The organism is Ethanoligenens sp. (assembly GCF_047718355.1).
Classification (GTDB): Bacteria; Bacillota; Clostridia; order Oscillospirales; family Ethanoligenentaceae; genus Ethanoligenens.
Genome location: NZ_JBDNLG010000086.1, coordinates 1 through 12,730, shown reverse-complemented (window position 1 = coordinate 12,730; position 12,730 = coordinate 1). Strand labels below are relative to the sequence as shown.

At 52.5% G+C, this 12,730-nt stretch carries 16 protein-coding genes; 7 read left to right on the top strand and 9 right to left on the bottom strand.

Annotation, left to right across the window (positions count from 1 at the left end):
• Positions 1–166: 166 nt before the first annotated feature.
• The 3 genes from ABF463_RS11635 to ABF463_RS11625 all read left to right on the top strand — a co-directional run bounded on the left by ABF463_RS11635 (position 167) and on the right by ABF463_RS11625 (position 3,409).
• Positions 167–901: an SGNH/GDSL hydrolase family protein gene (locus ABF463_RS11635; RefSeq protein WP_415533807.1), complete on the top strand. Its 735-nt coding sequence runs from the start codon at positions 167–169 to the stop codon at positions 899–901.
• Positions 902–1,105: 204 nt separating this feature from the next.
• Positions 1,106–1,735, top strand: a complete 630-nt coding sequence (gene spoIIR / locus ABF463_RS11630) for a stage II sporulation protein R (protein ID WP_415533806.1) — start codon at positions 1,106–1,108, stop codon at positions 1,733–1,735.
• A 42-nt stretch (positions 1,736–1,777) separates the two neighbouring features.
• The gene (locus ABF463_RS11625; protein ID WP_415533805.1) at positions 1,778–3,409 is read left to right on the top strand and encodes a peptidoglycan D,D-transpeptidase FtsI family protein; all 1,632 of its coding nucleotides are present in this window, start codon (positions 1,778–1,780) and stop codon (positions 3,407–3,409) included.
• A 93-nt stretch (positions 3,410–3,502) separates the two neighbouring features.
• On the opposite strand, the gene ABF463_RS11620 is transcribed toward ABF463_RS11625, so the two are convergent.
• The 6 genes from ABF463_RS11620 to ABF463_RS11595 form a co-directional block, all read right to left on the bottom strand.
• Entirely contained in the window at positions 3,503–3,688 is a 186-nt protein-coding gene (locus ABF463_RS11620) for a hypothetical protein (RefSeq protein WP_415533804.1), read from the bottom strand.
• Positions 3,689–3,877: 189 nt separating this feature from the next.
• Positions 3,878–5,449 (bottom strand): NAD(P)/FAD-dependent oxidoreductase, encoded by a 1,572-nt coding sequence (locus tag ABF463_RS11615; protein ID WP_415533803.1) that lies wholly within the window; start codon positions 5,447–5,449, stop codon positions 3,878–3,880.
• 235 nt (positions 5,450–5,684) lie between these two features.
• The gene (locus ABF463_RS11610; RefSeq protein WP_415533802.1) at positions 5,685–6,158 is read right to left on the bottom strand and encodes a TOBE domain-containing protein; all 474 of its coding nucleotides are present in this window, start codon (positions 6,156–6,158) and stop codon (positions 5,685–5,687) included.
• Between the two features lie 109 nt (positions 6,159–6,267).
• Positions 6,268–6,672 carry a metal-dependent transcriptional regulator gene (locus ABF463_RS11605; protein WP_415533801.1) on the bottom strand — a complete coding sequence of 135 codons (405 nt, stop codon included), beginning with the start codon at positions 6,670–6,672 and terminating at the stop codon, positions 6,268–6,270.
• Positions 6,673–6,747: 75 nt separating this feature from the next.
• Positions 6,748–7,842, bottom strand: a complete 1,095-nt coding sequence (ychF, locus tag ABF463_RS11600; RefSeq protein WP_415533800.1) for a redox-regulated ATPase YchF — start codon at positions 7,840–7,842, stop codon at positions 6,748–6,750.
• Between the two features lie 77 nt (positions 7,843–7,919).
• Positions 7,920–8,699 (bottom strand): biotin--[acetyl-CoA-carboxylase] ligase, encoded by a 780-nt coding sequence (locus tag ABF463_RS11595; protein WP_415533799.1) that lies wholly within the window; start codon positions 8,697–8,699, stop codon positions 7,920–7,922.
• A 164-nt stretch (positions 8,700–8,863) separates the two neighbouring features.
• Between ABF463_RS11595 and ABF463_RS11590 the strand changes: the two genes are divergently transcribed.
• The 4 genes from ABF463_RS11590 to yyaC all read left to right on the top strand — a co-directional run bounded on the left by ABF463_RS11590 (position 8,864) and on the right by yyaC (position 10,704).
• Complete coding sequence (locus ABF463_RS11590) at positions 8,864–9,130, top strand: hypothetical protein (protein ID WP_415533798.1); 267 nt, start codon at positions 8,864–8,866, stop codon at positions 9,128–9,130.
• On the top strand, positions 9,120–9,539 hold the full coding sequence (locus ABF463_RS11585; RefSeq protein ID WP_415533797.1) for a hypothetical protein: 420 nt from the start codon (positions 9,120–9,122) through the stop codon (positions 9,537–9,539). The genes ABF463_RS11590 and ABF463_RS11585 overlap by 11 nt, the downstream gene beginning before the upstream one ends.
• Positions 9,540–9,550: 11 nt before the next feature.
• A complete protein-coding gene (locus tag ABF463_RS11580) occupies positions 9,551–9,946 on the top strand; it encodes a hypothetical protein (protein ID WP_415533796.1) in 396 nt (131 codons plus the stop codon).
• 179 nt (positions 9,947–10,125) lie between these two features.
• Entirely contained in the window at positions 10,126–10,704 is a 579-nt protein-coding gene (gene yyaC, locus ABF463_RS11575) for a spore protease YyaC (RefSeq protein ID WP_415533795.1), read from the top strand.
• Positions 10,705–10,716: 12 nt separating this feature from the next.
• Here yyaC and rsmI read toward each other — a convergent pair whose 3' ends face one another.
• The 3 genes from rsmI to ABF463_RS11560 all read right to left on the bottom strand — a co-directional run bounded on the left by rsmI (position 10,717) and on the right by ABF463_RS11560 (position 12,628).
• The gene (gene rsmI / locus ABF463_RS11570) at positions 10,717–11,547 is read right to left on the bottom strand and encodes a 16S rRNA (cytidine(1402)-2'-O)-methyltransferase (RefSeq protein WP_415533794.1); all 831 of its coding nucleotides are present in this window, start codon (positions 11,545–11,547) and stop codon (positions 10,717–10,719) included.
• A gap of 75 nt (positions 11,548–11,622) precedes the next feature.
• Entirely contained in the window at positions 11,623–12,345 is a 723-nt protein-coding gene (locus ABF463_RS11565; protein WP_415533793.1) for a tRNA1(Val) (adenine(37)-N6)-methyltransferase, read from the bottom strand.
• Positions 12,346–12,457: 112 nt separating this feature from the next.
• Positions 12,458–12,628 (bottom strand): DUF362 domain-containing protein, encoded by a 171-nt coding sequence (locus tag ABF463_RS11560; protein ID WP_415533792.1) that lies wholly within the window; start codon positions 12,626–12,628, stop codon positions 12,458–12,460.
• Positions 12,629–12,730: the final 102 nt, after the last annotated feature.

Sequence of the window (12,730 nt, the reverse complement as noted above, 5' to 3'; positions counted from 1 at the left end):
TGTCAATCCTTTTTTGAAAGGTTTTTCGACAAATTGCACTTTTTCATATACAGATGACATAAAATAGAAAACGGCCTATTTGCTATTTGTCAAATATTCTCTTATAATAAAGTTAGAAAATACATATCCATACCATCTTATGCTTGATTGAAAAGGAAGTGAGCCAATGGACAACATCATTCCCATTCCCTGCCGTGCAGTCGTCTGTGGAGACTCCATATCAGCGGGAGTTCTGTTTGATGACGCAAGCGGCCGCCACATCAAAGACGAAAACGGATTTGTAAATACCCTCAAAAAGTACTGGAATGGTTCAATCGTCAATCTGGGCAAGTTTGGAAACACCATCGGGCGGGCACTTCCCCGCTTAAAAAAGCAATTGGCAAAGGAAACTCCAGATTTAGTTTTTATTGAATTAGGTGGAAACGACTGCGATTTTAATTGGAAAGAAATCGCCTCTGCGCCGCACATGGAGCATACGCCCAGCACCACGGTAGAAGATTTCGAGCGTCTGCTACTTGAAACCGTGCAGGATCTGCGTATGCAAGGTATCAGACCTGTACTGTCGACTCTCCCGCCCGTTGATGCAGATCGGTATTTCCAGCGGATAAGCGGCGGAGACCCTGTCATGGCAGCACAGATTTTAAAATGGCTTGGAAGTATCTCACATATCTATTGGTGGCATGAGCGTTATAATGCCGCTGTGCTGCGCGTTGCCCGACGTACCGGTGCCTATTGGGTCGATCTGCGCGGCGCGTTTCTGGCATTGCCAGATTTTCGCCCGTTGATTTGCACTGATGGCATCCATCCGAATCGGGCAGGACAAGCGCTTATCGCCCACACGCTGGAGTGCGAACTGCAAGCCCATTGTCCAGAGATCCTGATGAAATCCTCCGTCATTTGACGAACCGGAACCATACTCTGCCCCATTCTGACCGTCCGGTCGGAATGGGGTTTTTTAGGCTTTCCTTTTTCTTTTCAAAGCGTACCACCTGCTCAAACCACAATCAGGTCGGCAAAAATCATGTGCTTTTGCAAACATGTGTATACCATCCGTTAATTACGTCAAGACTTTCAGCAGACATAAGGTAAAGGATGGATTTTAAATATGCTCAAAATTGAGAAAGCAATCCTGGTTGGATTTTTAGTTGCCGTTATAGCGATGATGACCGCTAACTTCTCCGCATTTGCCGCACAAAGCAGTGATATCCGCCAGAAAGTATTTCGGCTGCATATTCTCGCCAATTCTGACAGCAAAGCCGACCAGTCATTAAAATTACATGTGCGCGACCGCATTTTAGAAAAATCGGCAACCTTGTTCCAATATGCCGATAACAAGGTGCAAGTCATTTCGGAAGCACGCACCGCCCTGCCGCAGATTGAAGCCATTGCACGCGATGAGATTCACCGTGAGGGATATACTTATCCGGTAAAAGCGCGTATTGTACACATGTATTTTAACACCCGCGTTTATGGTAACGTCACGCTCCCCGCAGGGGATTACGACGCACTTCGCATCACCATTGGCGCGGCCAAAGGACACAACTGGTGGTGCGTACTCTTCCCGCCGCTCTGCCTGCCGTCCGCCGAGGGAGAAGAAAAGCTCGCTGAAAATCTAACGCCCACTGAAGATCAAACCGTCAAACAAGGCAGCCAACCGCAGATACAGGTGAAATTCAAAACGCTGGAGCTTTGGGAGAGCCTCAAGGACACTGTATCGTCTTGGTTTAGCAAATAGCGGGGCATCGTTCATTTGTATGTGCCAACACAGGGGGTTTTTATGAAATCCAAACGTCTGGTCGGTCTGTTTGCCGTGTTCATCGCGTTGTTTGGGCTGCTCATTGTGCGCCTGGTGCGCCTCGCCCAGCCGGACAGTGCCATTTCACAGGCTGCGCAGACACATGGCAGTTACAACCTCAAGCTGGGCGTGGAACGGGGAACTATTTACGACACCAATCTGAACTCGCTTGTTAATACGCAATCCGCTTATATTGCGGTGGTACGTCCCCAGAAAAATCCGAGTACACAGTTTGCCGCGCTCTCGCCACACGTGGCAGATTGGGATGATTTAAAGAAAAAGCTCAGTACGCGTCTGCCGTTCAGCATCCGTGTCAACACTCCCAATCTGAAAGCACCGGGGGTTCTTGTCGTTCGGATGGACCAGCGATATAGCGGCAGTGACATTGCCCCACAGCTCATCGGCTATCTGGACAGCAGCGGCAACGGCGCGGCAGGACTGGAAAAATCATATAACGCCGTGCTTGCACAAAACACACAGACGCTTTATGCCGATTTTCCCGTAGATGCTACCGGACGTTCGCTGACCGGTCTGCCTCCCGAAATTCGCCAGGAGGGTGAAAGCCACACAGGCGGCATTGTGCTCACCATCGACCGTGACATACAGCAAGCCGCTCAAAAGGCCGCAGACAAATATCTAAAAGCTGGCGCGGTGGTGGTGATGGACCCGAAAACGGGTGACATCCTCGCAAGTGTGAGCAATCCATCCTTCAACCAAAACAATCTCGCCGCAGCGCTAAAAGGAACAAATTCCCCCATGCTCAACCGGGCATTCACCGCATTCAACGTCGGATCGGTTTTCAAGATCAATGTGGCAGCAGCAGCGCTCGAATCAGGGGTATCCGCCAATTTCAGTGTACAGGACAACGGTTCCATAGTGGTCGCCGGCCGCACATTTCACGATGAAAACACATCCGGTTACGGATTGATGGATATGGCAACCGGTATGTCCAACTCCAGTAACATCTACTACATCACACTGGGGCAAAAGATCGGCGCGGAAACAGTGCTGAATATGGCACAGCGCCTGGGTTTCGGGCATACCTATGAATTAGCTCTGGGACTTTTGCCTTCGGCAGGCAATCTGCCAAGCAGCAGCGAACTGGACATCCCGGCCGCCTTGGCCAATTTCTCCATCGGACAGGGCACATTTATGGCGACACCGATACAGGTTGCACGCATGGTAAGCGCGGTGGCAGCCGGCGGTCTTTTGCCTATGCCGCGGCTGGTGAAAGCCAGCGTGGATAAAAATCGACAAATCACCAGAACTTACAGCAATGCCACGCCCGATCGCGTATTTTCGGCATCCACCGCGAACCAGCTCCAGCAGTTTCTCATCACCACCGTAAAGGAAGGCACCGGGCGCCCTGCCGCGCCGGTCTACGGCGGCGCGGGCGGAAAAACATCCACTGCCCAAACCGGCTGGGTGGAAAACGGCAAAGCCATGAATCAAACATGGTTTGCCGGGTTTTACCCGGCAGAAAATCCGCGCTATGTCATCGCGGCTATGATGCAAAACGGCACGGCAGGCGGTACGGATGCCGGACCGGTCTTCAAATACATCGCCGACAGTCTTGCACCCAAGCTGGGTTACCCTGCCGTACCGTTACAATAAATGCTGAAAGGACTCTCCGGATTTTTACCCGAAGAGTCCTTTTCTATGCGCAGCATCCCTATGTACAACACGGTCAAGGCTGAACCAGCCTGTTTAGATCGTGGTGGTAGAACTGCTTTCGATTTTGATACCACAATCTTTCAGCTTGGCCAATTTGGCTTTATTGCCGTTGCCATCGTCCACTGTAAGCTTTTCCAGACCATATTCCGTAAAAAAATTCACGACCGGGCCTTGCACGAATGCTTCCCATGTCAACGGCTGTTTTTCTTCAATTTCCATATTCGTATACCGTCCTTTCACAGATCGACTTCACACGCCGTACACCAGCGCCCAAACAGTGTAGCACAAGCAAAACGGTTTGGCAAGGATATCCCCTTGTCAAACAAGCGCATTTGATCAATCAAGCAGCACACAAAGCCGCCAAGCCCGAAACAGGTCCAGCGGCTTTTATTTGCATAGAAAAGATTCTTAGTCGGATTTCTTTCCCGCCTGCTCATGGTATGTCTCTTCCGTGTTGATATCCCATAAAGACGTCTTGTCCGTGCTGCCCTGCGCGATTAACTTGGCCGCCTGAAAACCCGTCAGCATGGAGTGATCCATGTTGTTATAGCGGTGCTGGCCATTGCGCCCTACACAATACAGGTTGGGGAACGTGTCGAGATATGCACGCAGTTTCGGAAATTCACTGTACGTACCGAAATACGCCGGATAAGCTTTTTTGACACGGATACGCACCGCATCCAGCACATCCTGTTTGTCAATGACATCGATTTTGGCCAGTTCATCAATAGAAAAATCAATAAAATCTTTATCCGACATGTTCCAAAGTTCATCGCCTTCGTTGCAGAAATATTCCAGACCCACCCATACGGTATTTTTCAGATCTTTCACCATATACGGCGACCAGTTGTTGAACACCTGTAAACGCCCGATTTTCACATCGCGTTCCTGAATATAAATCCAACAGTCCGGTACGATGTTGGATACTGTTTTCATATCGGTCTGGTTTTTCAGCTTGAGGCGGTTGACCAGTAGGCCCACTGTGATGAAATCGCGATACGGCAGATTGGCGGCGATACGCGCGGGTTCCTCCGGTTTTTCTGCGTCGATGGCTTCCATTAAATCTTTGATGGGCATGGATGACACCAGTTCATCGCAAGGCACATCGCGCGTTTGGCCGTCTTTCTCCACCCGTACGGACACAACCTTACCATTTTCTGTATGGATGCAGGTCACTTTCGTCTCCATCACAATCTCAGCGCCCGCCCCACGCACCTTATCCGCCAATGTTTCCCACAGTTGTCCAGGTCCGCGCTTTGGATATAGAAACTGTTCGATCAGTGAGGTCTCTGTATCTTTCTGGTCGATGGATTTATTGGAGGAAAAAAACTTCTTGAAAAACGCCAGCACTGCTTTAGAAAGGGAAAGCCCTTTAATGCGCTGCGAACCCCAGTCAGCAGAAATCTCGCTGGGGTTGCGTCCCCACACTTTTTGCGTATAATCTTCAAAAAACATCTCATAAAGCGGCACGCCAAACCGGTTGATCATAAAATCTTTCAGTGTTTTTTCATCCCGCTTATGCAAGGCGCTCGCGATATATCCAAAGCCAGCCTTGGCAGTCCGTACAAGGCCCATATTGGCAAACGTTTCAAATTTAAGCGAGATCGGGTATGCAAAGAATTTGCGCAGATAGAAGATGCGAGACACCCGATGCCGCAGCAGAAGCACAACATCTTCTTTTTCAGGATCTGGGCCGCCCTTTACCAACGGTTTTTCGCGTCCGAGCAGTTTATCGTCCAACGCAGGCGCGCCCTGAACCGGCATCAGCTTCTGCCAAAAATCCATAACTTCGCTGTTTTTGGAGAAAAATCGATGCCCTCCAATATCCATCCGATTTCCATGATAATTAACTGTGCGGGAAATACCGCCAATTTCCCCTGTTTCCTCAAAGATTGTCACTTGCATGTCGACTGCGCGCAGCAACGCATCTGCTGCGGATAAACCGGCCGGACCCGCTCCAATAATTACGACATGTTTCATACAATAACCCTTTTCTTTAATGCTGCATATCTTTTGTTTTCCAGCACACATTTTCACAAACGACTACAACGCAAAAGGGCCGAGCTGATTCGACCCTTTTATGCACTCATATTTATTTGTAGCACATTTGCGTAAAAATGTAAATACGCATTTGTTAATTGTGTTCTGTTTTCTGCTGCATAAACACCGTGTGGTATGGTATGTTTTCTAAAAAATAGACATGCGGGAGAATGTATCAGCCAATCAGCAACACAGCATTGGGGTTAACAGCGACGGTCACCTGTGATCCGACGCGCAGTCCCAAATCGCGCAGAGAATCCATCGTAATGGCAGCTGTCATGGACTGTCCTCCGCCAACAGCAACCACCACAATGGCATTCACGGCACCCGGCGTAACACTCGCAACCCTGCCACGCATGATATTGCGCGTCGAGAGACGGCACCGCCCCATCATATTGTCCTGCATCCCCGACATAACAGCCGGCTGCTGCGGCTGCGCAGTCATCGCGCTGCCCGGCATTCCCGTGGTAAGATTTGTTTGCGGTGCTGTCATTCCAGCCATCGGTGCAGACGGCATAGTACCTGCACTTCTTTGCATCCCAGATGCCGATGGCATGACCGGCTGTTGCATATACATGTCATGCGCGGATTTTGCCACCTGCGCAGCCGACTGGTAATGCCCTTCCGTATATGGTTCAAAAGTTCCCATCAATAATTCCTCACTTTACTTTCATTTGTTACAAGTGCACGATACAGTCTATTCAACCGCTGAAAGAAGGTGAGAGGTCACCGAAAGAGAAAAGCCGTTCAACTACGCCTTATTTATTTTCATCTCCGGTGTCTTTGATAACTGGCTGCTGCCGCAAAAAGTCCTGCATCGCCTCGACAGATTCCGTGCTGATGACATGCTCGATGGCACAGGCGTCTTCATCGGCAATTAACGGGTCGATATGCAGGACATTAACAAAAAAACGCCGAATGGTATGGTGTTTACCGGAGGTGGTCTCTGCCTTTTTCCTGCCCTCCTGTGTTAAGAAGATCTCTCTGTATTTTTCATTGATGATCAGACCCTTTTGCGCAAGCGTAGACATTGCACTGTTTGCGCTTGCCTTGGTCACACCCAGCCGCTTGGCAATATCCGACAGCCGTGCGCCCTCGCCATCCCCAGAAAGCTCATAGATGGCCTCGAGATAATTTTCCATTGTGAATGTTAATTTTTCCATATCCGTTTGCCCTCATAGTTGATGGACACCCGCACAGAGGCAGCATCCGAAACACGCGGCGGCAGATGTGTACGGTCAAACATTGAACCGGAACAACACCACATCGCCGTCCTGCATCACATAGTCTTTCCCTTCACTGCGCAGCAAGCCCTTTTCTCTTGCCGGCGCCATACCGCCGCACCGCACCAAATCATCATACGCCACCACCTCCGCACGGATAAAACCCCGTTCAAAATCGGTGTGAATCTTGCCTGCCGCCTGCGGCGCTTTGGTTCCCTGGGTAATGGTCCACGCCCGCACTTCCGGCTCGCCCGCCGTCAAATAGGAGATAAGCCCCAGCAGCGCATAACTCTCGCGGATCAGGCGGTCTAAACCCGACTGCTCCAGTCCCAGATCGGCAAGAAACAGTTCCTTTTCCTCATCATCCATCGAGGAAAGATCTTCTTCAATTTTCGCACAGATAGGCAGCACACCCGCACCTTCTTCCTGCGCCTGTGCGCGCAAACGCAAAAAGTGCGGATTTTTCTCATAACCGGCTTTGAAATCTTCTTCGCTGAGATTTGCGGCATAGATCACCGGTTTCTCCGAAAGCAGCGCCACGGCGGCCAGCACCGCGTCCTCCTCCGGTGTACGCTCCACCCCGCGCGCGGGCAGCCCGTTTTCCAGCGCGGCTTTTACCCGTTCCAGCAATGCAATCTCTGCTTCATATTTTTTGTCGCCCTTGAGCAGTTTCTTATCCTTGTCCAGACGGCGTTCCACCATCTCCAGATCAGAAAAAATCAGTTCCAGATTGATAGTCTCCATATCCCGCACCGGGTCGACGCTGCCCTCCACATGGATTACGTCAGTGCCATCAAAGCAGCGCACCACATGAACAATGGCATCCACCTCACGGATATGGGACAAAAACTTGTTGCCCAGCCCCTCGCCTTTGGATGCCCCGCGCACCAGCCCGGCAATATCCACAAACTCTACAACGGCGGGGGTGGTCTTGACTGCATGGTACATGTTAGTCAGCACGGTGAGGCGCTCGTCCGGCACCGCCACGACTCCCACGTTTGGCTCAATGGTGCAAAATGGATAATTTGCAGACTCCGCCCCCGCATTGGTGATGGCATTGAACAAGGTGCTTTTGCCTACATTGGGCAAACCGACGATTCCCAGTTTCATGTTGTTCGATTCCTTTCGGTATATATTCGATCATATATTACAAAATTTGCTTTTAAACGCCCTTTTCTCAAACCGGGTCACACATACCCATTTTTCCCGCGCACCGACACATCGCCCGCACGCACCGTTACCCGCCCGGTGGACGTGCGAACCACCAATTCGCCCAGCGGCGTAATACAGTCCGCTATGCCTTCAATCACCGTTCCGTCTCCGCTCAGCACCCGCACCGGCACACCCAACGTCGCGCAATGCGCCGCGTAAGCGGTAAGAGCTGTTCTTGCGTCCATGGCAAGCACCAGTTCCAATTTTTCAGCAATTGCTGCTGCCAACACTTCCGGTGTCGGTGCGCACCCTTTCACCATTTGGACAGAAGCAGCATGCAGCAGGCCGTGTTCTGTAAAAAATTCTGCTGAAACGAGCAGATTGATACCAATTCCGCAGATAACCCCGCCTGGGACAACCTCACAGAGGATACCGCCCACTTTCCGATTGTCCGCGAGCGGATCGTTTGGCCATTTCAGGGAAAAACCCGTGCCACAAAGCGCAAACAGCGCCTGCTGCACCGCAAGCCCTGCGGCAAGTGAAATCGGTATATACCCATCCGGCAGATGGCGGAGCAGAAAGGACAGATGCAGCGTTTCACCTGGCACGGTAGAAAACACCCGCCCGCGCCGACCGACGCCGGCTGTCTGTGAGCGTGCAATGGCGATGGCCTCTCCCGGCTCTTCGCCCGCCCGTTCTTTCAAAAAGGCATTGGTCGAGCCGACCTCTTCCAGGCAAAACAGGTGCGCGGCAGCAAAACGCCCGTGCAGCAGGCCGCGCAGTGTTTTCTCCCAGTTTTCCAAGTGATGCATCATTCCGCCCCCTCTTACAATCTAATTTTCTTTGCAAATCCCATTTTGTAGCGGTTTTAGGCAAAACACCATAAAGTAATAATAGTACAAAGTCATTTTGCAGTCAAACCCCGCATAAACTGTAAAGCAGACACCCCAAGCGGAGTGTAAAGAAGGAGGCCGCGCAGATGGCAAACGAGAACGGAAAACCGACCCAGCAAGACATCGATCGCCTGCTCCAGATCGCGAGCAAAAAACTGGGCATTTCCCCCGACAAACTAAAAACAACCCTCTCGGACTCGAAAACGGCGCAGGAACTTTTGAACCGCGTAGGCGGTGAAAAAGCCAAGCAGGCGCTCAACAATCCACAGGTACTTCAAGATATGTTGAAAAACAACCCGCAGGCCAAACGATTTTATGACGATCTGACTGGAGGGGGGAAAAATGGCCGATAACGACCTTTCAAACACCTTATCTGCCCTGTTTTCCAATCCTGAAAGTATGAGTAAACTGCAAGGGCTCATCGGGATGCTCTCAAGCGGAAACGGCGGTGAGAATCAACAGGCTCAATCCGCACAGCAGGAACCGCCTGCCGCCCCGGCACAGCCCGTAGCGCAACAGCCCGCACAGTCGGATTCACAGGCTTCCTCCGGCGGGATAGGCGGGCTGCCGTTCGACCCCGGCCTGCTTGTTAAACTCCAGCAGGCCATGTCTCTGGTGCGGCAGGACGACCCGCGCGTAGCATTTTTAATCGCGCTCAAACCCAACCTCAGTGACCGTCGCAGACAACGGATAGACGAGGCCGTGCGTATGTTGCGGCTTGTCCATCTGGTTCCGTTTCTACGCGAGCAGCATTTCCTGTGAGGTGAGAGGACATGGCGGACAGGGAGCCAAGAAACGAACAGGACTTTTTGAGGATGCAGCAGGAGGCCATCCGCCGGGTGCGTGACATGCAGGCGCGTGCAAGACGGACACTGGAGGATGCGGGGGTTCCCCTCGAGCCTCCGGCACCGCAGGAAACACAAGGGGAGCCTACACAAAGCAGGGAGGCTTCCCCCGCGTTTGCGGAGGACACGCCGTCATTTTCCGCCGATGATGAGCCACCGGAAGCTGCGGAATCCCCTGCTTCCGCGAATCATGCACCGGAACTCCCATTCCATTTTGCACTCGATTCGGAACAGATCATGCTCATGCTCATCATTTATCTGCTCTACAAGGATCATGGCGACCAATATCTGATGATGGCGTTGGCCTATCTATTGCTTACATAGAGTTGAAAAGGCACTTGCGGCGCTTCGTGCAAACCGGAGCGTCGCTCTTTTCTCTGCTTACGGATTAAGGGCAGGTTTTTTGGCAATACTTTTACTGCGCTGTAAAAAAGGACAGCCTACAGGATGAATACGCCATCTCGACAACGGCGTAAAAAAGCAGGATAAAGGTGGGCTAAGGGTTGGAAACGGTTTATTTCGATACGCGTGAACGGTTTGTACAGTGGAAACTGGATGACACGCTTTACAGGCTGATCCGTGGGGTGGACAAACGATATGAGCAGACCGCAGTTGTTTGTATTGGCACGGATCGCTCCACTGGGGACAGCTACGGGCCGCTGACCGGGCATCTGCTCTCCCGAATGCCCCAAACGGGTTTCCGCCTGTTTGGCACATTTGAAAAGCCAGTACACGCACTCACACTCCCCGAAGCGCTCGCCCAGATCGACACCACGCGTACGCTGGTCATTGCGGTGGATGCCAGCGTTGGCGGCGCGCAATATGTGGGCTATATCGGCATGTCACGCGCACCCGTCCGCCCCGGCAGCGGGCTGGGAAAAGACTTGCCACCCGTTGGGGACGTTTCCATCACCGGCATCGCGGCAGAAAGCGGGCTGGCGCCGTTCCTCATGCTGCAAAATGCTTCTCTCGGCATGGTCTATGCCATGGCGGAAAAAACATTCCGTGCCATCCATATGACCCTTTCCCGCCTGCACCGTGAAGCACCTGACAGGGAAAGCGGTTTGGAACGTCTTGCATGAGCATCACACAGCCTACAGTGTCGCTTTATACAATTCCGCGCGCGGCACCCCTGCCTCTTTAGCGGCTCGCTTGACCGCCTCCACACGTGGTATCCCCTGCTCCATATACCCTGTCACCAACGCACGTGCCTGCTCCATATCACCCGCCGCCGGCTCTTTCACGGCGGGTGGGGAACCCGCCAACAACAAAACGTATTCTCCGCGCGGATTATTCTCCTCGTAATACTTGTTGGCTTCCGCAAGCGTCATCCGCTGCACTTGCTCGTGCAGTTTGGTCAGTTCCCGCGCAAGCACAATCGCACGATCATCACCAAACTGCACGCGCAGATCGGCCAGTGTAGCACGCAGTTTATGCGGCGCTTCATAAAAAATCATCGTGCGTTCTTCCCCGACGAGAGCAGCCAGATGCTCCCGTCGGCTTTTTTTTGCAGTACTTAAAAATCCCTCAAAGCAAAACCGCCCGGCAGGCAGCGCCGACAGGGTAAGCGCCGTAATCGCGGCGCAAGGACCGGGCACCACCGTCACCGGTATGCCATGCATTGCACAAAGCGCCGCCATATCCTCGCCGGGATCGGAAATGGACGGCATCCCCGCATCGCTTACCAATGCGCAATTCTCCCCCGCCTCCAATCGGCGCAGAATCTCTCCGCCGCGTGCACGCTTATTGTGTTCATAATAACTGAGCATCGGCTTTTTGATTTCAAAGTGATTGAGCAAGCGCAGTGTGACCCGTGTATCCTCGGCCGCGATGAAATCCACAGCCGCAAGTGTTTCCACTGCGCGCGGTGAAAAATCCCCCAGATTCCCAATCGGCGTCCCCACCAGATAAAGCGTTCCTGACATGCCTGTCCTCCTGTGTGCGGCGCTCCGTCCGCCCGCCTTGTTATGATGATCCGTTTAACGCCCGCCATGCGGGTCTCACGGACAAAAGTCTTGATAAATCTCTTGCCATTCCGCCGAAAACGTCCCGTGCCGCTCACAGCACAACACAGGTTCCACCTCCAAACCAGGGCGCGCCTCTTTTCGCGCCTCCACCAGCGCCAGCCATGGCGGAGCATCTTCCCGTTGCTGTACCAGCCGCAGGCGTTTTGGCTCCAGCCGTGCATTTCTCAGCAAACCAAACAATTCCGCCAGCCGTGTCGGGCGATGGCACAGGCAGAACCGCCCTTTTCCTGCCAACAGGCGGGCGGCGACCCGCACCACATCCTCCAGTGTGCAAGCCACCTCCCCGCGTGCGATCTCTCGGGCAGGTATCTCACTCGTCCGCCCCGCACCGACCACACGATATGGCGGGTTACAGGTGACGAGCGCGTAGCATCCTGCAAAATTTGCAGGCAACGTGCAAATATCCTGTGTGAACACCCGCAGACCCGTAAAACCGTTTTTCTTTGCGGAACGCTGTGCAAGCGCCGACGCTTCGGGCAGCAGTTCAAAGGCATCCGCTGTGCAGGACGGGTCATCGCGGCACCAAAGCAGGGGAACAATACCACAACCGCTGCATAGATCCGCCAGCCGCCAGCCCGGCTTCGGAGCGGCAAATCGTGCCAGCAGAACTGCATCTGCGCCAAAACCGTGCGCCGATGTAACATATGCCTGCACGCCTCTGCCAAGCGGTTCAATACGCGGCTCCAACTGTTCCATATACCCGCCTTTCCATTAAGATACCGCGCATGGCGCTAAAGAATGCACGTAAAAAAGAAACCTGCGCAACGCGCAGGTTTGGATGTAAACACTACTGGAAGCAAACGTAGAATTACGCCTGTTTCGGAGCCTCAACGGGACACACGCTCGCACAGGAGCCACAGTCCACACAGGTAGCTTCATCGATTACATAGATGCCGTCGCCTTCAGAAATACAGGAAACCGGGCATTCAGACGCGCAAGCGCCGCAGCTGATACATTCTTCACCGATTTTATAAGCCATTATTTGCACCTCCCTAATCATACTTCACGACTATTGTACCACGAAAACAAAAAAATGCAAGATTTCTATTTGTAGATTATGCACAAATAAATACATTGGAAT

Coding starts and splice junctions, on each gene's coding strand:
- ABF463_RS11635 (WP_415533807.1), top strand. CDS start 167: ATGGACAACATCATTCCCATTCCCTGCCGTGCAGTCGTCTGTGGAGAC.
- spoIIR (WP_415533806.1), top strand. CDS start 1,106: ATGCTCAAAATTGAGAAAGCAATCCTGGTTGGATTTTTAGTTGCCGTT.
- ABF463_RS11625 (WP_415533805.1), top strand. CDS start 1,778: ATGAAATCCAAACGTCTGGTCGGTCTGTTTGCCGTGTTCATCGCGTTG.
- ABF463_RS11620 (WP_415533804.1), bottom strand. CDS start 3,688: ATGGAAATTGAAGAAAAACAGCCGTTGACATGGGAAGCATTCGTGCAA.
- ABF463_RS11615 (WP_415533803.1), bottom strand. CDS start 5,449: ATGAAACATGTCGTAATTATTGGAGCGGGTCCGGCCGGTTTATCCGCA.
- ABF463_RS11610 (WP_415533802.1), bottom strand. CDS start 6,158: ATGGGAACTTTTGAACCATATACGGAAGGGCATTACCAGTCGGCTGCG.
- ABF463_RS11605 (WP_415533801.1), bottom strand. CDS start 6,672: ATGGAAAAATTAACATTCACAATGGAAAATTATCTCGAGGCCATCTAT.
- ychF (WP_415533800.1), bottom strand. CDS start 7,842: ATGAAACTGGGAATCGTCGGTTTGCCCAATGTAGGCAAAAGCACCTTG.
- ABF463_RS11595 (WP_415533799.1), bottom strand. CDS start 8,699: ATGATGCATCACTTGGAAAACTGGGAGAAAACACTGCGCGGCCTGCTG.
- ABF463_RS11590 (WP_415533798.1), top strand. CDS start 8,864: ATGGCAAACGAGAACGGAAAACCGACCCAGCAAGACATCGATCGCCTG.
- ABF463_RS11585 (WP_415533797.1), top strand. CDS start 9,120: ATGGCCGATAACGACCTTTCAAACACCTTATCTGCCCTGTTTTCCAAT.
- ABF463_RS11580 (WP_415533796.1), top strand. CDS start 9,551: ATGGCGGACAGGGAGCCAAGAAACGAACAGGACTTTTTGAGGATGCAG.
- rsmI (WP_415533794.1), bottom strand. CDS start 11,547: ATGTCAGGAACGCTTTATCTGGTGGGGACGCCGATTGGGAATCTGGGG.
- ABF463_RS11565 (WP_415533793.1), bottom strand. CDS start 12,345: ATGGAACAGTTGGAGCCGCGTATTGAACCGCTTGGCAGAGGCGTGCAG.
- ABF463_RS11560 (WP_415533792.1), bottom strand. CDS start 12,628: ATGGCTTATAAAATCGGTGAAGAATGTATCAGCTGCGGCGCTTGCGCG.